The sequence below is a fragment of the Bacilli bacterium genome (assembly GCA_036381315.1).
GTDB lineage: Bacteria > Bacillota > Bacilli > Paenibacillales > KCTC-25726 > DASVDB01.
Genome location: DASVDB010000028.1, coordinates 11558 through 34711, shown reverse-complemented (window position 1 = coordinate 34711; position 23154 = coordinate 11558). Strand labels below are relative to the sequence as shown.

Below are 23154 nucleotides of genomic sequence, written 5' to 3'. Positions count from 1 at the left end.
TACCGGATGAATCAGACGTTTAAAAGCATCAGCACGGATTGGCTGCGAAGGCTGAAGGGGTGAATCAACCAACATGCTGCCGTTTATGACATTGCTTACACCTGCCGTTACTGCCCTGGCATGCTTCGCCCTGCAGCGGGAGCGGATCATCGAATGGATTCATTTTGCCGGAAGCGCGATAACTTCTGCGCTCGCGCTCTGGCTTGTATGGGATGTAGCCGTTTACGGAACCGTGGTCGGCGCCAATCAATTTTTTTATGTGGACGCTTTAGGCGCCATCGAAATTGCCATCATCGCGATTGTCGGCTTAACCGCCTCTTTGCACTCCATCGGCTTTATGCGCCGCGAACGCCGGGAGGGCGCGGTTGACGGAAACCAGTTTAGGCATTATTACCTGTGGTATCATCTGTTTATCGCGGCCATGCTGTGCGTTTGCACCGTAAACAATTTGGGGCTGTTGTGGGTGGCGATCGAAGCGACGACAATCGTCTCGGCGTTCCTCGTGGCATTGTACCGCAAAGGCGAAACGCTGGAAGCGGCATGGAAATATTTGATGCTCTGCAGCGCGGGGATCGCGGTCGCCCTTTTGGGCGTTATCATTCTGTATGCCTCGGCGGTCGATACGCTCGGAGCGTCGAAGGAAATTTTGAATTGGTCGTTCCTGAAAGAACCGGGCATTAAGCTGCAGCCATCCATGGTCAGCCTGGCGTTCGTCTTTCTGTTCGTCGGGCTGGGCACGAAAATCGGTTTCGCGCCGCTGCACTTTTGGCTGCCGGACGCGCACAGCCAGGCGCCGTCGCCGATCAGCGCCATTTTGTCCGGTGTGCTGCTCAACTGCGCATTGCTAGGGCTTATCCGTTTTTCCGTGATCGCCGGCCATTCCGTCGGTATGGAACTGGTGCAGCATTTATTTATCGGCTTCGGACTTTTGTCCATCATTGTGGCGTTTCCTTTTATCGTCGTGCAGCAGGATTACAAGCGGATGCTTGCTTTTTCCACCGTTGAGCATATGGGCATTATCGCCGTCGCCATCGGTTTCGGAGGAGTTATGGGGTATGCTGCGGCGCTCTTGCAGATGATCAACCACTCGATGGCAAAATCGATGTTGTTTTTGACGGCGGGCAACATCTACCAAACTTATCATACAAAGCAAATCGGGCGCGTGACCGGCGTTTTGCCCGCCATGCCGATTACGGGGCCCTTGCTGTTGCTCGGCACATTGGCGATCACCGGCGTGCCGCCGTTCAGCCTGTTTACGAGTGAATTTTCCATTATCGCAACCGGCTTCTCCGCAGGGCATCCCTACATTGCGTCGATCATGCTGGCGTTTGTTGCGTTTATTTTCGGCGCCATGATTTTTCATATCGGCAAAATGTCGTTCGGCGTGCCGAGAGACAAGCCGGCCGCGGGAAGCTTGAGCCGGTGGTCCGTATGGCCGCTCATGATTCCGCTTCTTTTTGTTGCGGTATTCGGCCTGTATATCCCGCCCGCCGTCTCGCAACTGATCCGGCAAGCCGCAACGATCATGGCAGGAGGCTGATTTTCGTGGAAATCGAAACATTGCGCACGGAGAGAACCGAATTAACAGCCGCTTACGCATCTTTAGCCGGGCAAGGGTTGCGCTTTCTCACGATGGTTGCAAGCGATGAGAAAGAATGCGGCGTCGACCGGTTTGTGCTGCGCTACTTTTTTGCGAAAGATGCGGGAAAACTTGTGTGCCTGGAGACGATCGTGCCCGGAGCGGACCCGCACTATCCGTCCCTTGCCGAGGTGCTGCCTGCAACATCCTGGTATGAACGGGAAGCGCGCGATTTAATGGGTGTCGTACCCGACGGTCATCCCGACCCGCGCAATTTGATCTTCCATGACCGGTTCCCGGAAGGAATCTATCCGTTGCGCAAAGATTTTACGTCCCATACATTTATCCCGCGCACGGAGTCCGCTTTTACATACCCGCTCGTTAAAGGCGAAGGCGTGTTTGAAGTGCCGGTCGGCCCGATTCACGCCGGGGTGATCGAACCGGGGCATTTCCGGTTTCAGGTGATGGGCGATACGATATTGCATTTGGAGACGAGAGTATTTTTCACGCACCGCGGCATTGAGAAGAAAAGCGAAAATATGGATGTTGAAAAAGGTTTGCGGTTGGCCGAGCGAATCTGCACGGTCTGCAACGTTTCGCATGCCATGTCGTACGCGCAGGCGGTGGAACAGATCGCCGGGGCGCAAATTCCAGCGCGCGCGCAGTATTTGCGCATGCTGTTCGCGGAAATGGAGCGGCTGTACAACCACGTCGGGGATATCGGCAACATTTGCGCCGGCATCGGGTTTGCTTATGGTTCCAACCATGGGGCCAGGCTGAAAGAAATGCTGCTGCAGCTAAACGAACGCATGACCGGCCATCGATATCTGCGCGGGACAATCGCCTTGGGCGGAGTTGCTCGCGATTTGGACGACGGGCAACTGCAAGAGATTTTGCGCCTCACGCAAGAAATCGGCAAAAATGCCGGCGAAGTCGCAAACGATGTGTTGGCTAACGGCATCGCCGTAGACCGATATGCGAACACCGGAGTGTTGGCGGCCGATATTGTCAGGAAGTTTGCCGCGGTCGGTCCGGCGGCGCGAGCCTCCGGAGTGGATGTCGATGCGCGCCGAGACCATCCGTACGCCGCTTACTCGCAGCTTGCCTTCGAGGTCCCGCTGCAATCGGGCGGCGATGTGCTGGCGCGGTTTAACATGCGGGCTTTGGAAACCGGGCAGTCGGTTTCGCTGATCAACCAAATCATCAATAAAATGCCGGACGGCGAAATCGCGGGGAAAATCGGCGACTTGCCGGCCTATCGGTACGGGATCGGCATCACGGAGTCGCCAAGGGGAGAAAACGTGCATTTTGTCATGACCGGCGAACGCAACGCGATTTTCCGCTATCGTGTCCGTTCCGCGGCCTATGCCAACTGGCCGGTTGTGCCGTTATGCGTTCCCGGAACGATCGTGCCCGATTTTCCGCTGATCAACAAAAGTTTTGAATTATGCTACGCCTGCTGTGACCGTTAATCAACGATCCCGGATGAAAGGGGGATATGGACTTGCTTGCTGTCATCAAACGATTATGGAAATACGGCTTGGGAACCGCCAATCCGCAACATCTCGCGCTTTCGCCGGAAGAAGCGGCGGTGTTTGCCGAAACCGCGCAGAAGCATATGGCCGCACAAAGTTCGGCAGCGTTGAGCGAGTTGCGGGAGCGGCTGCCTAAGGCGATCAAAAAGGCATTCGGGCGCTCGCTGCACGTGCGGCATGTGGATACCGGGTCTTGCAACGGGGCGGAATGGGAGTTGGCGGCAATGCTGAACCCCGTATATGATGTGCAGCGGTTCGGCATCGACTTTGTCGCTTCGCCGCGCCATGCCGACATGCTGCTGGTTACCGGCGGCGTTACGCGGAATTTGGAAGAAGCGCTGCGCAAAACGTATGCCGCCACGCCGTCGCCCAAACTTGTGGTCGCTGTCGGCTCAAGCGCGTGCGGCGACGATCTGATCGGCGAAACGTATGCGAACTTGGGCGGAGTGGACCGAATCATTCCCGTCGACGTCTATGTGCCGGGCGATCCGCCCTCACCCCGGGAAATTTTGCACGGAATATTGACGGCGGTGGAGAAAACGGAGAAATTGCGAAAATAACGGGAAAACCTCCCGTTATTTTCGGCGAATTTACGCAAAAATAAAATGATACTGGAAAACCTCCCGCATAATTTTCCGAAAACTGCCAATAGCTGAAAAACAGTCAATTTATATGTGAGTTTTTCCGACATAAGATCTGATAAACGATTTTTCCTGCATTTATACCGGAGGATTTCCTGCATGCATGAGGCGGTTTATCGACATTTTTGCCGTTAAAGGAGCCGGTTTGCAAAAGTTTGATGCAACGCTAGTGGATATTCGGACATGGAAACGGCAAATAGCGGCTCCTGCGCCCGTTAGACGACCGTTAGCGCAACCGACTGAGCAAAGCCAAATGGAGTTGGGGATTCCCCCAACTCCATTAAACATCTGACGATTTGCCGTTATGGCGTCATGTTATTTCGTATTCACTTGTTGATCTGGTGAATCGCTTGGCCGAGCGCGCCTTCCGCCGCTTCCATCACGATTTCTCCCAAGGTTGGATGCGCGTGAATGGTGAGCGCTATATCTTCCAAAGTCGTGCCCATTTCGATGGCCAGGCCGATTTCGGCGATCAGATTGGAGCTTTCCGGTCCGACGATTTGCGCCCCCAGAACCAGCCCCGTTTCTTTGTCGGCCACGAGCTTGACGTAGCCTTCCGCCGCCCCCAGCGACAACGCCCGCCCGTTGGCGGCAAACGGGAACTTCCCGACCACGACGTTATGGCCTTTTTCCTTCGCTTGCGCCTCTGTCAAGCCGACTCCGGCAATTTCCGGATCGGAGAAGACAACGGCGGCAATGGCTTTGTAATCGACGGCGCTTGCCTGCCCGGCAATCACTTCGGCCGCGACTTTTCCCTCATAAGAAGCTTTATGCGCGAGCGCCGGTCCGGCAACAATATCGCCGATGGCGTAAATATTCGGGATGTTGGTGCGGCCTTTGTCGTCAACCTGGATAAAGCCGCGTTCATTTTTCTGCAAATTGATCATTTCCAAACCCAACTCGTCGGTGTTGGGACGGCGTCCGACCGTAACCAGCACATATTCGGCGGTAACGCTCTTTTCTTCGCCATTGACGGTATAAGTTACCGTAACATCCTTATCGGTCTGCTTCGCGCTTTTCGCCATCGCATTGGTTACGATCTCCGCGCCCAGTTTCGTCAGGTTTTTGACGACGAGCCTGGTGGCGTCCTGTTCAAAGCCGGGCAAAATCGAGTCCGTTCCTTCCAGAATCGTCAGTTTTGTGCCCAGCTTGGCGAACGTTTGCCCAAGTTCCGTGCCGATATAACCGCCGCCGATGACGATAAGGCTTTCCGGGATCTCCGTAAGCGCCAGCGCTTCTGTCGACGACAAGATTCTGCCGCCAAACGGAAAGCTTTTCAATTCAATCGGACGCGAACCGGTCGCGATAATGCAATGGTTAAAGCGATAACGCGCTCCTTCGTATTCGCTGGCAACGCGCACTTCGTTCGGCGCCGTGAAAAACGCCTCGCCTTTCACAACCTGAACGCCGTTTCCCTTGAACAAGGAGGAAATGCCGCCGGTCAATTTCTTGACGATGCCGTTTTTCCATGTTTGCACTTTGGCGAAGTCGACTTTGACCCCTTCGGCGCTGATGCCGATTTCGCCCGAATCCTTGATTGTTTCATATTTATGCGCGGCGGAAATCAACGCTTTGGACGGAATGCATCCGCGGTTCAGGCATACGCCGCCCACCTCGTCCTTTTCCACGACTGTAACCGATTTGCCAAGCTGTGCGGCGCGGATGGCGGCAACATACCCGCCGGGACCGGCGCCGATCACCAACACGTCAACTTCATTTGTCACTTCTCCAACAACCATCGATCACACCTCCATCACGAACAAATCGGGATTTTCCAGCAGTTGCTTGATATGGTTTAGAGCATGCTGCGCGGTTGCGCCGTCAATGATGCGGTGATCAAAGCTTAACGACAGCGCCATCACGTTGCCTACTGCCAACACGCCGTTTCTGACAACCGGTTTTTCGGTAATGCGGCCGGTTCCCAAAATCGCGACTTCCGGATAATTGATTACCGGCGTAAAGAACATACCGCCTGCCGATCCGATATTCGTGATCGAAATCGTGCTTCCCTTCAACTCCTGCGGAGCAAGTTTGCCGTCTCTGCCCCGGGCCGCCAGATCGCGGATTTCGTTCGCGATCGTCCACAGATTTTTGCGGTCGGCGTCTTTGACGACCGGCACGATCAAGCCGTTGTCCGTATCGGTGGCTATGCCGATATGATAGTTCTTTTTATAAACGATCTCGCCCGCTTCCTCATCAAGCGACGCGTTGATAACCGGAAATTTCCGCGCCGCCGCGATCAACGCTTTGACGATAAACGGCAGATATGTCAGCTTGACGCCTCTTTGTTCGGCGAGCGGCTTCATCTTTTCGCGGAATTCCACCAGTCTTGTCACGTCCACTTCGTCCATCACGGTAACGTGCGGCGCCGTATAGACGGATTTGACCATGGCAGCGGCAATCACCTTGCGGATTCCTTTGAACGGAACGCGTTCTTCCGCAGCGAAGGTTTCCTGCGGTGCGGCTGCCGCCGGCGCTTGCGCAGCCTGCGGTGCCTGGGCGGACGGCGCCGCTTGTTCGGCCTGAGCCGCCGCTGCCGCGGCATTCGGCTGATAGTTCAAAATATCTTCGCGCGTAACTTGACCATGTTTGCCTGTTCCGATAACGGAAGCAAGATCGATGCCTTTTTCGCGGGCCAGTTTGCGGACGCTTGGCGTAGCCAACACTTCCCGTCCATCCCGCTTGCCGGCCGCGTTCAGCGCGGCGGGCGCGGGAGCCGCCGCCGGCGGTACTGCGGCTGCCGGCGGAATCGCCGGCGCCGGTTGCGGTGGCGCAGCCTGCTGCGCCGGCGCGGATGCCGCGGGAACAGGCTCCGCAGGCGCAGCTTCGGCAGCCTGACCGCCGCCCGCCGCAGCCGGCAGCGCTCCTTCCGCGTCAATCACGGCAAGCACGCTGCCCACAGTCGTGACCGTGCCCTCGGGAACCTTGATTTCTTTTACAACACCTTTAACAGGGGTCGGCAACTCTACGACCGCCTTGTCATTTTGCACTTCCAAAAGCACCTGGTCCTCATCTATCGTATCCCCAGGTTTGACATGCCATTTCACAATTTCGCCTTCGTGCATCCCTTCGCCGACATCCGGCAGCTTGAATTCAAATAACGCCATAGGTAAAACCTCCTAAACGGTTTGCGTCAGCAATCAGGCTTCGTAAGCGCAAACTCAGAAATCCAGCACGCGGTTCATCCCGTCGATAATCCGTTTTACATCGGGCACCAATTCTTCTTCCATCATCGGGAAGTTGAACGGCACATCCGGCGTCGCAATGCGTAAAACGGGCGCTTCCAAATGCAAAATCGCTTTTTCGTTGATTTGGGCGACCACTTCCGCGCCAATACCCGCCGATTTTTGCGCTTCTTGCACCACGATGGCGCGATTCGTCTTTTTCACCGACGTTATAATCGTTTCCATGTCCAGCGGGCTGACCGTTCGCAAATCGATCACTTCCGCTTTGACGCCGCGCGATTTCTCGATTTCTTCGGCTGCTTTCAGCGAAGTTTGCACCATTGCTCCATAGGTGATAATCGTGACATGCGACCCTTCGCGCACCACATTCGCTTTGCCGATCGGCACCGTATATTCGCCTTCCGGCACTTCCTGCCGGAACGAACGGTACAGCTTCATATGCTCCATGAAAAATACCGGATCTTCGTCGCGAATCGCTGAAATCAACAGCCCTTTCGCGTCGTAAGGATTGGACGGAATGACCACTTTGATACCCTGGCTTTGCGCGATCAGGCCTTCCAGATTGTCGGTATGCAATTCCGCCGCTTTAACCCCCGAGCCGAACGGCGTGCGGAAAACGATCGGGCTGTGGTAGCGCCCGCCCGAGCGGAAACGCATCCGCGCCGCCTGGTTGATGATCGAGTCCAACGCTTCAAAGATAAAGCCGACAAACTGGATTTCCGCAATCGGGCGATACCCTTGCAGCCCAAGACCAATCGCCAGGCCGCAGATGCCCGATTCCGCAAGCGGCGTATCAAATACGCGCTCTACGCCGAATTCCTTTTGCAAACCTTCCGTCGCTCTGAACACGCCGCCGTAATGGCCGACGTCCTCGCCAAACAAAAGCACGTTTTCATCTCTTCTCAATTCTACCCGCATCGCGTCGGTAATCGCTTGAATCATCGTCATTTGCGCCATTTTCCGTCAGCCCTCCTGTTTCGCAAACTCTGCGGCCTGTTCCTGGTAATACTCCGGAGTAACTGCAAACAGCGTGTCAATCAGCCCCGGAATCGTCATTTTCTCGACGCTTTCCGCTTTCTTGATCGCATCGTTTACCATTGTCTTGCCTTCGTCAATCGCTTTCGTCTCGTCCTCTTCGCTCCAAATGCCCAAACGTTGCAAATATTTGCGCAGGCGCGGCAACGGATCCTTATGCTCCCATTCGTCCTTCTCTTCGTTCGAACGATAGCGGGTCGGGTCGTCGCCGGATAACGAATGCGGGCCGAACCGGTAATTCACCGCTTCGATCAGCGTCGGCCCTTCGCCGCGCAGCGCCCTTTCCCTGGCGTCCGTTACCGCCTGGTAAACGGCAAGCGCATCCATGCCGTCGATTTGCACGCCGGCTATGCCCGCCGCTATTGCCTTCTGGGCAAGCGTAGCGGCTGCGGTCTGTTTTTCCCGCGGCACGGAAATGGCGTAGCCGTTATTTTGCACGAAGAAGATGACCGGTAATTTAAACACGCCGGCAAAATTCATCCCTTCGTAAAAGTCGCCTTGCGAGCTGCCGCCGTCGCCCGTATAAGTGATCGCGATATTTTTCCTGCCGCGTTTTTTCAGGCCCATGGCCACGCCCGCAGCCTGCACGATTTGCGCTCCGATAATGATTTGCGGCATCAAGCCGTGAAAGTCCGCCGGAAATTGTCCGCCTTGCTGATGGCCTTTCGAATACAAAAACGCCATATGGGGCGGCATCCCATGCCAGATCAATTCGGGAATATCGCGGTACCCCGGCAAAATGAAATCGTCTTTCGCCAACGCAAACTGGCTGCCGATCATGGCCGCTTCCTGCCCGGAGACAGGCGCATAAAAACCAAGCCGTCCCTGTCTGCCCAAACTGACGGCGCGCTGGTCCCAAATGCGGGTAATCACCATTCTGCGCATCAGCTCGCGCAGCTGCTCGTTCGTCAATTCAGGCGCAGCGGCCCCTGGCTTGACGTTGCCCTGATTATCCAAAATGGAAAACATCGTGATCGGCTGCATCGCCGCGTACTGAATCTGTTGCAATTCCTTGGCCTTGACACTATTCATGCGAATCACCTCGATAAAGGATGGTTAAATTCACAAGCTGTAGTACAATTAAAGATGATCTGTTATATAAAACTAATTCGTCAATAACTCCTATTTGGCAACCTATGCTGTAAATTAACTTGTATAACAGGTATTTAAATTATATAATACAGTCACCTGGATGTCTATATAAACTGTTAAAAAAGTCACACGAAAATCAAAAATTTGGCGTTTGCCCAACCAGCTTGTAGTTTCACCCAACCGAGGAGGTTTCATGAATGGATGAAGCGCTAATTTATAAACGCAAAATGGCAAAAGAACAAATCAACTCGGCGCTGCTTGGCGAAGTCCGCGAGTGCAAAATATTCCTGCCGCCCGGCTATGACGAAAAAAGCCGCTATCCGGTCATCTACTGCCAGGACGGCGACGATTTCTTCAGTATGGGGCGGATTGCCACGCATGCGACCCGGTTGATTTTGGAAGAACGCATCGAACCTGTAATCATTGTGGGAATCAGTGTGGACAAAAAGGTGCGCACAGCCGAATATTCGCCTTACGGCGCGCGCTTTGTCGCGTACACCCGGTTTTTTGCCGAGGAACTTGTGCCGTATATCGAATCGCGCTACGCGGTTGATGCCGTGGCGAACAGGCGGATTTTGGCGGGCGACTCGTTAGGGGGAACCGTATCGCTGCATATTGCGCTTGATGCGCCGCACCTTTTTCGGCGTATTATTTCGTTGTCGGGCGCTTTCCTGCCGAAAACGCAGGGGAAAATAGCCGCATTCCACGACCTGTCCCACCTGCATATGTACATGCTGATCGGCGCGGACGAAACAGCGGTCAAGACGGAAACCGGAGTTTACGATTTTCTCGGTTACAATCGTCTGACGCATAAATTGCTTGTGGAGCGGGGAGCGGAAGTGGCATACCGCGAAAAAGCGGGAGGACATACATGGGGCTTGTGGCAAAGCGAATTGCCGGAAGGATTGCTGCTGTTTTTGCATCGGACTAACGGTCGTAGCGCTCTTTAAGCAGTTGAATGGTCTGTCCGAGCTTTGCCTTGAGTTCCGGGGGATATGCCTTAACGGAAAGGGCAATGCGCTCTTGCAATACGCTGATGAGGGCAACGGTAAACTTATCCACGGTAATGGCAGGGTCAAATTCGGACAAGCTGGCCATCATGTCCTTGACCACAAGCGGGTAAGACTTTTCCTGTTCGCCCGGTACTTTTCCGCTTGCGGTTTGGTAAAAATGCCGCACCGCTTCCGCGCGCTTTCCGGAATCTCCTTCCACGTTCACAAACGCCTGCACGACAATGGCGCCGATTTGCCTGCGTTGCGAAATGCCGCAAAACTTTTTTCCGGCAGCGCTTAAATCAAATTCTCCGGGGCAATAGGCGCCGCCTACTTCTCCATCTTTAATCGCCAGGCCGGAAATCCGTGCGACAGTCGCCCGGATAAGCTGCGCCATCTCCACAAAATCGGCGCGTATATCCGCCTTCGCCTGCGGCTTCGGAATGATGGCCGAAATATTTACCACTCCGGGATCAAGGGGCACCGCCGCGCCGCCGGAATTGCGCACACAAACGGAGTAGCCTTGCGCCGTTAGTTCGCGCATCGCCGTTTCCGCAAAGGGCAACCGCCGATCGCGCAAGCCCAGCACAAACGCGCGGTTGTGCCGCCAAATATGGACGGCGGGCACCCATCCTTGCGCAGCGCCGCGGCAATACAGTTCATCAAAGGCAAACGGCAGCAAGATTGTTTCATCCATCGCCCGCGCCGATACATCCACAAGTTGCAATGATTCGGCTGCCGCAAAAGGAACATTCACCATTCATTCACTTCTTTCCAGCGAAGCAAAATATTCAAAAACCGCAAAAGAGGCCGCTTCTACGCGGCCCCAACTCACATCGTTCCTTTATTGCGGGCTATGCCAAAATGGCCTCGATGCGTTCCAGCGCTTCTTGCGGGATCGTTTTGCCTACCGCGGCGACATTTTCAACCACTTGTTCGGGACGGCTTGCGCCGATTAACGCGCTGGCCACATTGGGCTGGCGCAAAATCCAGGCAAGCGCCAACTGCGCAAGCGACATGTCCAGTTCGCGAGCGATCTCCGTCAACTTCTCGACTTTGGACAGCACATCGTCTGTCAGCAAGTTTTTGATCCACGCGTTCGACTTCGGATCGGCCGCGCGGGTTCCTTGCGGGATCGCCGCGCCGCGTTTATACTTGCCGGTCAATACACCTTGCGCAAGCGGCGAAAAGACCACTTGTCCGATACCGTTCGCCGCGCTTACCGGAATGACGTCTTTTTCTATATATCGATTGAACATATTATATACAGGCTGATTTACGACAATCCGATCAAGCAAATAACGATCCGCAACCCGCAGCCCTTCCTGTATTTGCGCCGCCGTCCACTCGCTGACGCCGATATACAGCACCTTGCCCTGGCGCACAAGATCGTCGAATGTCCGCAACGTTTCTTCCACCGGTGTTTCGGGATCATAGCGATGGCAATAGTAAATATCGATATAATCAAGCCCAAGCCGCTTTAACGTGGCATGCGCCTGCTCAAACACATGCTTGCGCGACAAACCGCGTTCGTTTACCCCATCGCCCATCGGCCAAAACACTTTGGACGCGACGACGTAAGACTCCCGCGGATACCGCCGCAAAGCTTCCCCGACGATTTTTTCCGCTTCGCCGTGCGCATACACGTTGGCGGTATCAAAAAAGTTGACGCCCAGTTCATATGCTTTGTCTATCGTTTTGGTCGCCGTTTCTTTTTCCGTGGAATTGCCGTATGTAAGCCAGCTGCCCAAACTGATCTCGCTTACCTTCAGTCCCGATCTACCTAACCTCCGGTATTTCATCTCCAACTTTCCCAACCCCTATCTTCTGTATTTGGCAGTACCTCTTCCTGGTTAATATTATAGACTTTACCCGCTTTTGTTGGCAAACTGCCCGTTTCGATTTTTCTTTACAAATGGCGACGCAACCCGCAAAATAATGACAGAACCTATCCAACCGGCAAAGCGGAGGAAATCCATGATCGGTTTTATCGTCAATCCCGTTTCCGGCAACGGACGCGGCAAAAAAACCTGGAAAAAAATCGCCCGCGCTTTGGCTAAGGAAAACCGGCCTTATGAAGTTTTGTTTACGGAAAAGCCCGGAGACGCAAGCGTGTATGCGCAGCGCATGGCATCCGCGCAAACATTTCGGAAAATCGTGGCGTTAGGCGGCGACGGAACCGTAAATGAGGTTATAACCGGTCTTTTTCAAGCCAACAGCATGCTCCCTTTCGGGCATATCCCCGCCGGATCGGGAAACGACTTTGCCCGCGGACATCTCATCCCAAAAGATCAAATGGAAGCGCTCAAATTATTGTTTGCCGACACGAAGCCGCTTTCCATTGACATTCTTTCGCTTAGGCAAGGCATCGCCGCCAGCTCAATCGGCGCCGGCTTCGACGGCAAAGTGGCGCAGGAAACCAACCGCGCCGCCTATAAAAAGTGGCTGAACCGCATCGGGTTAGGCTTTCTCGCCTATTTTCTCACCGTCGTCCGGGTATTGTTTGCTTACAAACCTGTTTCCGTGGAGTTGGTCGTGGATGGCGAAACGTTCGTCTATCCGGACGTCTGGCTTGTCGCTACCGCGAACATCCCCTATATCGGCGGCGGCATGAAAATATGCCCCACGGCGCGGCCCGATGACGGGCAAGCGGAAATTTGCATCGTAAACCGCATCGGCAAATTGGAGTTTTTGCGTGTATTTCCGCTTGTATATTCCGGAAAGCATGCGATGCACCCGGCCGTCCATTTTCACCGGGGAAGCCATATTCTCATTCGTTCCGAGACCCCCTTGGCAGTGCATAAAGACGGGGAATTTGCCGGGGAAACGCCGCTCGAGATCCGGGTGCTGGCGAACGCGCTCCCCGTTATCAAGCCCGCTGCAAATGCCGATTCCGAACGTCCCTGAATGAATATGACATTTGCCTTCGTAACGGGCTGGTTTTACAATAACGGTATTGATGATTCATCAAATATTTTCTTTGTGGAAGGTCGGGCGCGACATGCAACGCGTTGTAATTTTCTCGGGCGGGCAACTGGGAGAGTGGGCGCTTGCCGAAATTCAGGAACATGATTTGATTATCGGCGCCGATCGGGGCGCATGGTTTTTGCTTGAGCACGACATTCGGCCCGATATCGCCCTGGGTGATTTCGATTCCGTCAATGCCGGGCAGCTCGGCATCATCCGGGAAAAAAGCGGCCAATTTTTCGCCTGCGATCCGGTGATGAAGGATTTGACCGATACGGAGATGGCGTTTGACACGGCGCTTAAATTGCGGCCGGCGCCAAGCGAAATTGTGTTGTGCGGCGCAATCGGCACGCGCTTTGACCATACGCTTGCCAATGTGCACCTGTTGCGGCGGGCGGTGGAGCAAGGCATCCCGTGTCGCATCTGCGGCGAAAAAAACGAAATCCGGCTGATTGACAGCCGGACCGTCATCCGCAAAAGCCGCTTCACCCATGTCTCGCTGCTGCCGTTCACGTTGACAGTCGCCGGCATCAACCTGCAGGGCTTCCAATATCCGCTTGTCGACGCCACATTGCAAATCGGACAATCGCTCGGCATCAGCAACATGATCACGGCGGATGAAGGCGAAATCACCATTTCTTCCGGCTTGCTTCTGGTTATTCAAAGCTCCGACTGATCGTCTTATCCTTTTCTTCCATTCTCGCATTTCCCAAATATTCTTCCTCCTGCTGTATAGTCTCGTGAAAAACGGGAAATTCTAGTAGCAAGGAGGGAGAATCACTTGACTAAGCATTTCATCTTGCGCGCGACATTCGTTTTGGCTTGCTTGAGCCTCATGGCCGCCTTAACCGCTCGGGCCAACGGCCTCGCAGGATCAAAAGCTGAACGCGCAATTGCTGCGCAATCATATCAAACTAGCGTGCCGGCGATAACAAAATCGGCGGGACAATCGGCGGCGCAATCGGCAGCGAAAGCAAACTCCATTGTCGCCAAAACTCGCGCCACACCGGCCAAACAACCCGCCGCGCCGATAAACGCCGCAAACAAGCAGACACAAGCGGACATCACCTATACAGTCAAAAAAGGCGACACGCTATACGGAATCGCCAAACTTTTCGGCACCTCGGTCGAATTATTGCAAACAAAAAATCATATAAACGAGCCGAGGCTACTGCAGATCGGGACTGTATTACATATTCCGGGGGCAAAAACATTTGAATCCATTCCGGCGATAGATGAAAAAACAAGCGTAGTAAAGGTTTTACAAGCGACTTTGACCGCTTATACCGCCGGAGTTGAATCTACAGGCAAAAGGCCTGGCCATCCGCTGTACGGCATCACCGCAAGCGGAACGCATGCGCAGGAAGGGCGCACAATTGCCGTCGATCCGAAGGTCATCCCTATCGGCACAAAAGTATATATCGAGGGAATCGGCTTCCGTACAGCCGAAGACACCGGCTCCGCCATCAAAGGCGCAAAAATCGACGTGTTTATGAATGACGTCAAGCAGGCTCGCAAGTTCGGTGTGAAGAAAAATCGGAAAGTATACGTGCTGTCCGAAGATGAAAAAAAAATCATGTGACGTTTGGCGGCGTGCGCCTAAATCAAAAGCCACCGATTTCGCAATCGGTGGCCGATTTTTTATTGTTTACAGGTCCGGATGCTCGTGCTTTGCTTTCAGCTTCCGCCAGCGGCGTTCGATTTCCTGTTCAAATTCGCGCAGCGTTTCGGCATACTCCGGTTTGAGCAAATGTCTCGTTTTGCCCATCATCTTCAGCCATTCGCTGGCCGGAATCCGCTTGCCTTTTTCCTCCGGGTTATAGGTGATGTTGGTAATGCCGCGCTCCACTTCATATAGCGGGAAGAAGCAGGAGTCGACAGCCCTTTCCAAAATCGTGCAGCCGTCTTTTTCTTGCGATAACCAGTTAAGCGGGCAAGTGATCAGAATTTTGCCGTACACAAGCCCTTCATGTTGCGCGTACCATTGCGCTTTGGCGCCCTTTTTCACGAGGTCCTGCGGATGCGACTCCGATCCGGTAAACACATACGGGATGTTGGTCGCCGCCATGATCTGCGCCGTATCTTTATGATGGAACAGCTTGCCGCCTTGATACTTGCCGACGTTGGACGTTGAAGTTCTGTGCCCGAGCGGCGTGGAATACGATAATTGCGCGCCCGTGTTCATGTAGCCTTCGTTGTCGTATTCGACAATGATCATCTTATGACCGCGCAACGCCGCGCCGATGGCCGGCCCCATCCCGATATCCATGCCGCCGTCGCCCGTGATCATGACGAACGTGAAGTCGTCCTTCAAACCAAGATGATCCAGTTCGCCGCGTTTTTTCCGCTGCCAGAACATTTCGACCAACCCGGACAAGGTGGCGGCGCCGTTTTGGAACAGATTGTGAATGTAAGTCGCTTTATGCGCGGAATACGGATACCCTGTGGTGGTTACCATGGCGCATCCGGTATGGAAAAGGGCGATGATATCGCCTTCAATGCCTTTAAAGAACAGCTCCAGGCCGGAGAAAATGCCGCAACCGGGGCAGGCGCCGTGACCGGACGAAATCCGCTTCGGTTTTCCCGTCAGGTTGCGCAGCGGCGGGATTTTCACGCTCAGCTTGCCTGTTTCCTCATCTTGTTTTACCGTGATCAGCCCTGTTTTCAGATCTTCGTATTTCAACGGGCTGACAATGCGCTTCGGCGCTTTTTCCGGGTCGCCGGGCGTGTGGCCCCAATAATCGTATGGCACAGCAACTTTTCCGCTGTTTGCCGCGTCAATCGCCAGTTGGAAAAAGTGCTGGGCGTCTTCCGCATAAAAGTCTTTGCCGCCTAGGCCGTAAATCCGGTTGATGACCAGCGTGTCGCGGTTGCCCGCGGTATACAGGGCGGCTTTGATTTCATTCGCCATGCTGCCGCCGTGCGCGCCGTATCCGTCCGCACGATCGCCGACGGTTACGGCTTTGACGTTGCGCAGCGCCTCGGCGATTTGTTTTGCCGGGAACGGGCGGATGATATTGGGCGAGATCGAACCCGCCTTGACGCCTTTTTCCCGCAGCTGGTCGACCACATCCTTGGTGATCTCGGCAGCGGAATTGAGCAGGAAAACCGCCACTTCGGCATCTTCCATGCGGTACAAGTCAAGGTGCGGATAATCGCGTCCGGTAAGCTCCGCATATTCCTGGCGGATGCGGTCGTATACTTTTTCGGCGTTATACATTGCTACGGATTGTTGATAGCAGTTGTTGATATAGTCCGGCTCGTTCATATACGGTCCGACCGTTATCGGATTGTTGCGGTCGAGCGTATGCAAGAAACCGTCCGGCGGAGTTTTGCCCACGAAGTTCAGCACGTCTTCGCGCTCGGCGATCGTCCAAACCCGGCGTTTTTGGTGCGAAGTAAAATAACCGTCAAACGCGACCAGGACAGGCAGGCGCACCTCCGGATCCTCCGCGAGTTTCAGCGCGATCAGGTTCATGTCGTAAACCGCCTGCGGATCGCGCGCAAGCAAGATCGGCCAGCCGGTTAAAAGCGCATAATACAGATCGGAGTGATCGCCGTGAATGTCGAGCGGGCCGGACACCGAACGGCAAACCAGGTTCATGACCATCGGAAACCGCGTCCCCGATTGCACCGGCATCTGTTCCAGCATATACAGATAACCGTTGGCGCTGGTCGCATTGAATACCCTGCCGCCGCCCGTGGAGGCGCCGTAGCATATTCCGGCCGAACCATGTTCGCCGTCCGCCGGAATCAGCTTGATGTCATGTTGGCCGTTTGCTTTCATTAAATCCAGAAATTGCGCAACTTCGGTGGAAGGCGAAATCGGAAAATACCCCATGATATGGTAGTTGATCTGATGCGCGGCGTAGGCGGCCATCTCGTTGCCGGATTCGTACACCATGCGCTGTTCCACTTTCCCGGCGCCCACTTCGCGTTTAATCTCAATCGCCATCGGCATGCTCACCTCTCGATTTTAATTAGGGATTTCAATTCGCTATCAAATTCCAGCGATGGGCCACTCTGTGTTCATCCGCGTAGCCGTCGTCGTATTCGCGCGCCTCGGTAAGCGCATCCGTGGGGCAAGCGACGACGCACTTCAAGCAGCCTTTGCAATATTGATAGTCAATGCCCTGCAGGAACATTTGCGGGCGGCCTTTTTTATCCGGCTGTTCTTCCCAAACAAAGCAGAAATCCGGGCAAACATTGTCGCAGTTGGCGCAATGGATGCATTTTTCCTGATCGAAATGCGGCATCATCCCGGAACGCGAAATGCTTAAATCTTTCAGGATGCTGTTGCCGGGATTGATAATCGTCCCGCCAATCGCCTGCGTTTCGTAGCCGAGAATGGGAGTATCCATGCGCGTGTAGGCGGGCATTTGCGCGCCTTTCGGCAAGGCGAACGTCTGGGACTTTACTTCGTTGTACCCGCGCTCGAAGGTGCGCAGCGCCGGTTCCACCGCCTGCGGATATTTTTTGATCAGGGAATTGCGAATGACATCGCGCATAATTTGCGGGTCCAAAAAGCTGCATAAACGGAATAAACCGCCTAACATCGCCATGTTTACGCGGTTGTTTTCCTCGAGGGCAATGCCGGTGGCATCGATTACGGCAATGGTCCCCGCAACCATTTTCAGTTTTTCTTTCAATTTTTCCGGGCTTTTTGTGGAATTGACCAGTACGATGCTGTCCTCGTAAATGCCGCTGACAACGTTGATTGTCTTGGCCAAATTCTCATGGAAAATACCAACCACATGCGGCCGCTCGACCGGAGAAGTGTCGCGTATTTTCGTCTCCGGATCACAAAAGCGGATATGCGCTTTCACGGGCGAGCCTTTTTTCTCCGAACCGTAAGACGAGAAGCTCACGCCGTTCAGTCCCGCGCCTACCACCCCGGCTTCCGCCAGCATCTTCCCGGCCAAATTGGCGCCCAATCCGCCGATCGATTCCAGCCGCAACTGAAAAAAACCAAGCTCATTCACTTTCGGCAATACGGTTGACATGCCATGTATCCCCTTTCCCATCTGGACTTGCAACCAAAAACGCACCTAATTTTGTTCAAGAAAAATTCAAATTTTGGTTTTAATATCATCATAACAGCAACTAAAAAATGTAGCAACAATAAATGTTGTAAACGCCATCACCCGCTTCTGAACACACATTTTTTGCGGCTGTCAGCAAATAAAAAAAAGCTCTTTTAGTATAATATACAGGTATTTATTGGACTGTGATATTTTTTACTTTTATTCGCCAATTTGTTGCTACAGTTTAGGCATTATAGTGGTACAGATGCATCAGGACAAAAAAAATCCCTCCGAATTAATCCGGAAGGATGCGGGCCGCCCGCTATACCAATGAACGATAGTGGCGTTTTTCTTTGCTTTGATCATGTTTGTTGGCGATTTTGTTTTGATAATACAGTTCCACCTGCGCGTGCAGGATGTAACTGCGCAAAAATGAAAACAACGGATCTTGCAAATCGACAAATTTCGCGCCGATGTAGTTGAAGCCATCCGTCTCCGGCTTGTTTCTGACAACTTCCATCGTACAGGCGAACGGCTCGTCAAATTCCAGTTCCAGCGTTAATCGTGCGCGTTCCGGGATATGCAACGTTTCTTCCACGACAAATCCGATGCCGCCCATGCTCATATTCCGCAAACTGACTGCAAGCGGCAGGTCCGGCGAAATAACGTCCGTTTCGCTTGGAGCGCTTAAACTAATAATCGAGGCCTCCTTCGTAACCGGTATGCGGGGATAATCCCGCTTCTCTCCGAACTTCTTCTGGTGCTCCGGGGGATGGAAAATCATTAACGCATCTTCCGCCCTGGCAATGATTGTGGAGTAGAACGTGAAAATCCCGATGGGCGAATAGACGGTAACCTTTAAGGTCTCGCCCAGCGAGAATCGTTCGGTGTCGAAGATCTCCACTTCCAGGATATCTCCCTCCGCATAGGAAATCGTGCCGGTCGAAACATAATCGATGCTTTCAAGCACCGTTCTGCTGTGCATTAAGGCCAGCAGGGAAAGTTGCGCTTCGCTGCGGAGATAATTCGCGCCAAACTCGACTCTGCCATTGTTGATCAATGCTATTTTCCCCCTTCCTGTCTCTATCATTGATTTTGCCGTATGCAGATTGAGCTGTTCATGATCTCCCGTTGGTTAAGATGAAAAATGCGGCCATAATGGGCCGCAATATGCAAAAAAACACATATCTCGGCAACCAGGCTGTCATTGCTCCGCTTGCATGAAGCAGTGCTTTAGACCCTCAGCTTTGCGTCACTACCTTTCGATAGCTTTGCCTTTATCGTTAATGCCAGTATTATACAATGATTTTCTAGTTCTTGGCAACCAGTTTTATAAGCAAAAAGTCCCGCATCCGAACAGGGGACTTCCGGTCCACACGATTGCGCATCTCGCGGTTGGGCGGCTATTGCGCTTTTAACATTTTGGCCAATTCCGCGGAAGGTACGGGAGGGCTGTAATAAAATCCTTGGACTTCGTCGCAGCGCTGCTCTTGCAGGAATTTCGACTGTTCCTGTTTTTCCACGCCCTCGGCGATGACCTTCAATCCAAGGTGGTGAGCCAACGATATGATGGTGGAAACGATGCTGGCGTCATTTTCGTCATCCAGCATATCGCGGACAAACGAACGGTCTATTTTGATTTTGTCCAGGGGGAAACGTTTCAGATAGTTTAACGAACTGTAGCCGATTCCGAAATCGTCCAAGTGGATGCCGACGCCCACGCCGCGGAACTGGCGCAGCACGTCAGTGGCTCTTTCCGCATTCATCGTCATGGACTCGGTAATTTCCAATACGATGCATGCTGGCGAAAGATCATTTTGGGCCAACGCCTCGCGTACGACGTCCACGATGTTAGACTGCGTAAATTGCCGCATCGACAAGTTAATGGCGACCGGCAAAAGCGCAATCCCCTCGTTCTGCCATCTTTTTTGCTGCGCGCACACTTCGCGGATCACCCATTCGCCAATTTGAATGATCATGCCGGTTTCTTCCGCGACGGGAATAAACTGCGTTGGCGAGATCGGTCCTTTTTCCGGATGAATCCACCTGATCAGCGCTTCCATGCCGATCATTTTTCCGTCGGCCAAGTTGACCTGCGGTTGGTAGTACATCTGGAACTGTCCCCGCTGGATCGCTCTCTTCAGATCGCTCTCGATCATCATCAACTGCTGCAATCCGGGGTTCATCTCCGGTCCGTACAACTGGTACGGCGCACTTCTTTCGATCGCATGGTACATGGCGAAGTTTGCGCAACGGTACAACGTCTCCAAATCCTCGCCGTCTGTCGGGTACAAGGCGATGCCGATATGGATCGTCGCATGAACTTCGTTTCCGTCAATCATATAGCTGTCCTGAAACGCTTTCTGCAGCTTTTCGGCCATTTCGACGGCCGCTTTCGCATCCGCAATTTGCGGGAGCAGCAAGCGAAAATCGTCGCCGTCCATGCGTACGAGCAAATCCCGGTCGCTTAGACAGCCTTTGATTCTGCCGGCTACCCGCATTAACAGCTTGTCTCCGAACGCGCGCCCCATCGTATCGTTAAAAACGCGAAACCGGTCAATGTCCAGGACGAACACGGCAAGCTGGCAATGTTTCCGTTTGGCCTCATGCAATTCATGGTAAAAACGCTCTTCAAACACGCGCAGGTTGGGCAATCCGGTTACGGCGTCATAAAATGCCAGCTTTCGGATCTTTCGCTCCGACCTTTTGCGTTCGGTCACGTCACGCAAGATTCCCAGCACCGCATCCTGGCCGTCGACAGAAGTCCGGCTGGCGCTAACTTCGTACCAATACAGCCGATCCATCTTGGAAACAAATTTCCAGTCAAAGGTGCAGCCGCCGTTTACGAGGAGCTTTTCCCATACGCCGCCTAGCAATTCCCGGTTTAATCCGGACAATATTTCTTTTCCAAACGAAATGAATTCCCATTTCATAAAGCCCATTTGCGCACAAAGCACCGCGTTCACGTCAACAATTCGACTAATGCTTCCCCGCTCGTCCACCTCGACGAGCAACATACCGTCATTGGCCTGATGAAAAAAGTCGAAAAACCGAACGTCGTTTTGGGTCGACGGGTGATGCCGTTTTGCGGAATTGCGCCTATATACGCCGGTCAATACTGAAAAAGTCGCCCCCGCTATGCATGCAGGCACGATTGCGTTTAATAATTCAACGGGCACTGAAACGGTCCAACCGCCCCCGGCAAGCCGAACAAAAATGAAAGTCCATATCGTTCCGGCTAAAAATGTGATGGCTGTTGCGGTTATGGTGTATGCCGCCGAATTGCGCATTAAAACAAAGACCCCCTCGGCGTTGCGTGCGATGATAGCCATGCGAATGCATCCATTTTGTTCAACAATGCTTTCGACAAATCGGTTGGAAAATCCTTTTCCATGTTGAAAATTTCGCTATAAAACAACAGCCGGAGCCGACAAAATTCGTCAACTCCGGCGCTTTCCCCGATATCAAGCTGTTCAATTTAAGCCTGCGGCGTTTCGGCTGGCGAGCTGCCGCCTGTTTTCGCTTTGCGATCCCGTTTGATTTTGCCGCCGCCGACCATAAGCGCTACAAGCACGCCCAACACGAGAAAGCCCAGCCCTACCTGGAATACAAGCACAAATGAATCCGCCCATGCCACTTTGATGAAGTGCAGGATCACTTCCTTCGGCTGCCCCTGGATGGGCAGCAAATCGGGCTGAATCAAAATGCTGAACAAATCGTCGATTTTATCCTGAAGGTTGTCCGCAAGTTGCTTCAACAGCGGGTCATTTTGGATTTGCGGCGTTTTGGCGCCCTCAGCCACTTTCACTCCCAACGAATGGTTCATCACCGCATTCAACACGGTCATGCCGAACGTGCCGCCGATCGCCCGGAAAAACGTCGAGGCGGAAGTGACTTCCCCCAATTGGTTTTTCGGAAACTCGTTCTGCACGGCAATCATCAAAGTGGGCATCACAAGCCCCATGCCAAGGCCCAAAATGATCATGTATGAATAGGCTGTCAACATGGTGGTGGCAAGCCCCATTGTGCTCATCATATAAAAGCCGGCGCATATAATGATCATGCCTACCGTCAACACGGTGCGGTAGCGGAAGCGCAGCAGCAGTTGGCCGCCAATGATGCTGGCGATAATAAGCGCGATCATCATCGGCGTCATGGTCGATCCCGCTTTGGTCGACGAAACGCCCAAAATTCCTTGCATAAACATCGGCACAAACATGATCGCGCCAAACATGCCGAATCCGAGCAACAGTCCCAGAACATTCGTCACAGTGAAAACCCGGTTTTTAAACAAACGCATGTCGATGATCGGCTGCGCCGCCTTTGTCTCGACCATGGCGAAAATAATCGTCAAAATGAGCGAACTGATGATCAACGCATAGCTTGTGAACGAATTCCAGGCAAACTTGTCGCCGCCAAAACTTAACCATAAAAGCATCAGCACGAGCGCCGGAACAAATACCGCAATACCAGGCCAGTCGATGTTTCCCGCTTTGGCGTCCCCCACAATTTCATGCTTTAATCCGGCATAAAGCAAAATTGCCGACAACAGCCCAAACGGCACGTTAATCAGGAAAATCCAATGCCAGGAAATGTTATCGACCAAAAATCCGCCGAGGAGCGGTCCAATTACCGAACTCAAGCCGAAGATCGCCCCAAAAACGCCTTGCCAGCGCGCGCGTTGCTCGGCTGTGAAAATATCGCCGACAATCGTTTGCGTGAGCGGCATAATCATGCCTCCGCCAATACCCTGCAAGGCGCGGTAAGCGATCAATTGCTCCATGGTAGTCGCCGTCGCGCACAACCCCGATCCGGTCACAAAGATAATGATGCCGAACAAATACAATTTGCGGCGGCCGAACATGTCCGACCATTTGCCGACTATCGGAATGACGGTAGTGGAGGTAATCAGATAGGCGGTGGTGACCCAGGCGAAAATTTTAAATCCATTCAGCACGCCGATAATGGTCGGCATTGCCGTTCCTACCACCGTCTGTTCCATGGCGCTGAAAAACATCCCGATGATAAGGCCCAACAGGACAACTTTGCGGTTGATATCTTTTTCCGGCTGAGCTGCGATAGCTGCTTCCTTCGTCATATTGTC

Annotated in this window: 18 protein-coding genes and 1 riboswitch; of the genes, 7 read left to right on the top strand and 11 right to left on the bottom strand. The window is 53.4% G+C overall.

The features are described 5' to 3' along the window. The first annotated feature begins 73 nt into the window (after positions 1–73). From VF260_02220 to VF260_02210, 3 genes are read left to right on the top strand one after another with little or no spacing between them, the layout of a single operon-like run. Positions 74–1540, top strand: a complete 1467-nt coding sequence (locus tag VF260_02220) for a hydrogenase 4 subunit F (GenBank protein ID HEX7056000.1) — start codon at positions 74–76, stop codon at positions 1538–1540. Positions 1541–1545: 5 nt separating this feature from the next. After that, positions 1546–3051: an NADH-quinone oxidoreductase subunit C gene (locus VF260_02215; GenBank protein HEX7055999.1), complete on the top strand. Its 1506-nt coding sequence runs from the start codon at positions 1546–1548 to the stop codon at positions 3049–3051. A gap of 32 nt (positions 3052–3083) precedes the next feature. After that, positions 3084–3674: an NADH-quinone oxidoreductase subunit B family protein gene (locus VF260_02210; GenBank protein HEX7055998.1), complete on the top strand. Its 591-nt coding sequence runs from the start codon at positions 3084–3086 to the stop codon at positions 3672–3674. Positions 3675–4081: 407 nt separating this feature from the next. Here VF260_02210 and lpdA read toward each other — a convergent pair whose 3' ends face one another. The 4 genes from lpdA to pdhA are packed head-to-tail and all read right to left on the bottom strand — an operon-like array spanning position 4082 to position 8944. Next, positions 4082–5494, bottom strand: coding sequence for a dihydrolipoyl dehydrogenase (gene lpdA, locus VF260_02205; protein ID HEX7055997.1), 1413 nt, complete (start codon positions 5492–5494; stop codon positions 4082–4084). A 3-nt stretch (positions 5495–5497) separates the two neighbouring features. After that, complete coding sequence (locus tag VF260_02200; GenBank protein HEX7055996.1) at positions 5498–6862, bottom strand: dihydrolipoamide acetyltransferase family protein; 1365 nt, start codon at positions 6860–6862, stop codon at positions 5498–5500. A 54-nt stretch (positions 6863–6916) separates the two neighbouring features. Further along, positions 6917–7897, bottom strand: coding sequence for an alpha-ketoacid dehydrogenase subunit beta (locus tag VF260_02195; GenBank protein ID HEX7055995.1), 981 nt, complete (start codon positions 7895–7897; stop codon positions 6917–6919). 6 nt (positions 7898–7903) lie between these two features. Continuing rightward, positions 7904–8944, bottom strand: coding sequence for a pyruvate dehydrogenase (acetyl-transferring) E1 component subunit alpha (gene pdhA / locus VF260_02190; GenBank protein ID HEX7055994.1), 1041 nt, complete (start codon positions 8942–8944; stop codon positions 7904–7906). A gap of 320 nt (positions 8945–9264) precedes the next feature. On the opposite strand from pdhA, the gene VF260_02185 reads away from it, so the two are divergent. Next, complete coding sequence (locus VF260_02185; protein HEX7055993.1) at positions 9265–10017, top strand: alpha/beta hydrolase-fold protein; 753 nt, start codon at positions 9265–9267, stop codon at positions 10015–10017. On the opposite strand, the gene VF260_02180 is transcribed toward VF260_02185, so the two are convergent. Then, entirely contained in the window at positions 9995–10819 is an 825-nt protein-coding gene (locus tag VF260_02180) for a biotin--protein ligase (GenBank protein HEX7055992.1), read from the bottom strand. The two genes, VF260_02185 and VF260_02180, sit on opposite strands and share 23 nt — an antisense overlap. Positions 10820–10913: 94 nt before the next feature. Then, entirely contained in the window at positions 10914–11861 is a 948-nt protein-coding gene (locus tag VF260_02175) for an aldo/keto reductase family protein (GenBank protein ID HEX7055991.1), read from the bottom strand. Positions 11862–12036: 175 nt separating this feature from the next. On the opposite strand from VF260_02175, the gene VF260_02170 reads away from it, so the two are divergent. The 3 genes from VF260_02170 to VF260_02160 all read left to right on the top strand — a co-directional run bounded on the left by VF260_02170 (position 12037) and on the right by VF260_02160 (position 14608). After that, positions 12037–12966 (top strand): diacylglycerol kinase family protein, encoded by a 930-nt coding sequence (locus tag VF260_02170; protein HEX7055990.1) that lies wholly within the window; start codon positions 12037–12039, stop codon positions 12964–12966. Positions 12967–13060: 94 nt separating this feature from the next. Continuing rightward, a complete protein-coding gene (locus VF260_02165; GenBank protein HEX7055989.1) occupies positions 13061–13702 on the top strand; it encodes a thiamine diphosphokinase in 642 nt (213 codons plus the stop codon). Positions 13703–13807: 105 nt separating this feature from the next. After that, on the top strand, positions 13808–14608 hold the full coding sequence (locus tag VF260_02160; protein HEX7055988.1) for a 3D domain-containing protein: 801 nt from the start codon (positions 13808–13810) through the stop codon (positions 14606–14608). A gap of 66 nt (positions 14609–14674) precedes the next feature. Here VF260_02160 and VF260_02155 read toward each other — a convergent pair whose 3' ends face one another. The 5 genes from VF260_02155 to VF260_02135 form a co-directional block, all read right to left on the bottom strand. Beyond that, entirely contained in the window at positions 14675–16981 is a 2307-nt protein-coding gene (locus tag VF260_02155) for a thiamine pyrophosphate-dependent enzyme (protein ID HEX7055987.1), read from the bottom strand. 34 nt (positions 16982–17015) lie between these two features. Next, positions 17016–18029, bottom strand: a complete 1014-nt coding sequence (locus VF260_02150) for a 2-oxoacid:acceptor oxidoreductase family protein (GenBank protein HEX7055986.1) — start codon at positions 18027–18029, stop codon at positions 17016–17018. A 343-nt stretch (positions 18030–18372) separates the two neighbouring features. After that, a complete protein-coding gene (locus tag VF260_02145; protein HEX7055985.1) occupies positions 18373–19110 on the bottom strand; it encodes a PilZ domain-containing protein in 738 nt (245 codons plus the stop codon). 128 nt (positions 19111–19238) lie between these two features. Then, a riboswitch (cyclic di-GMP riboswitch) is annotated at positions 19239–19336 on the bottom strand. Between the two features lie 117 nt (positions 19337–19453). After that, positions 19454–21382 (bottom strand): EAL domain-containing protein, encoded by a 1929-nt coding sequence (locus VF260_02140; protein HEX7055984.1) that lies wholly within the window; start codon positions 21380–21382, stop codon positions 19454–19456. Between the two features lie 146 nt (positions 21383–21528). Further along, positions 21529–23148 carry an MDR family MFS transporter gene (locus VF260_02135; GenBank protein ID HEX7055983.1) on the bottom strand — a complete coding sequence of 540 codons (1620 nt, stop codon included), beginning with the start codon at positions 23146–23148 and terminating at the stop codon, positions 21529–21531. Between the last annotated feature and the right edge of the window lie 6 nt (positions 23149–23154).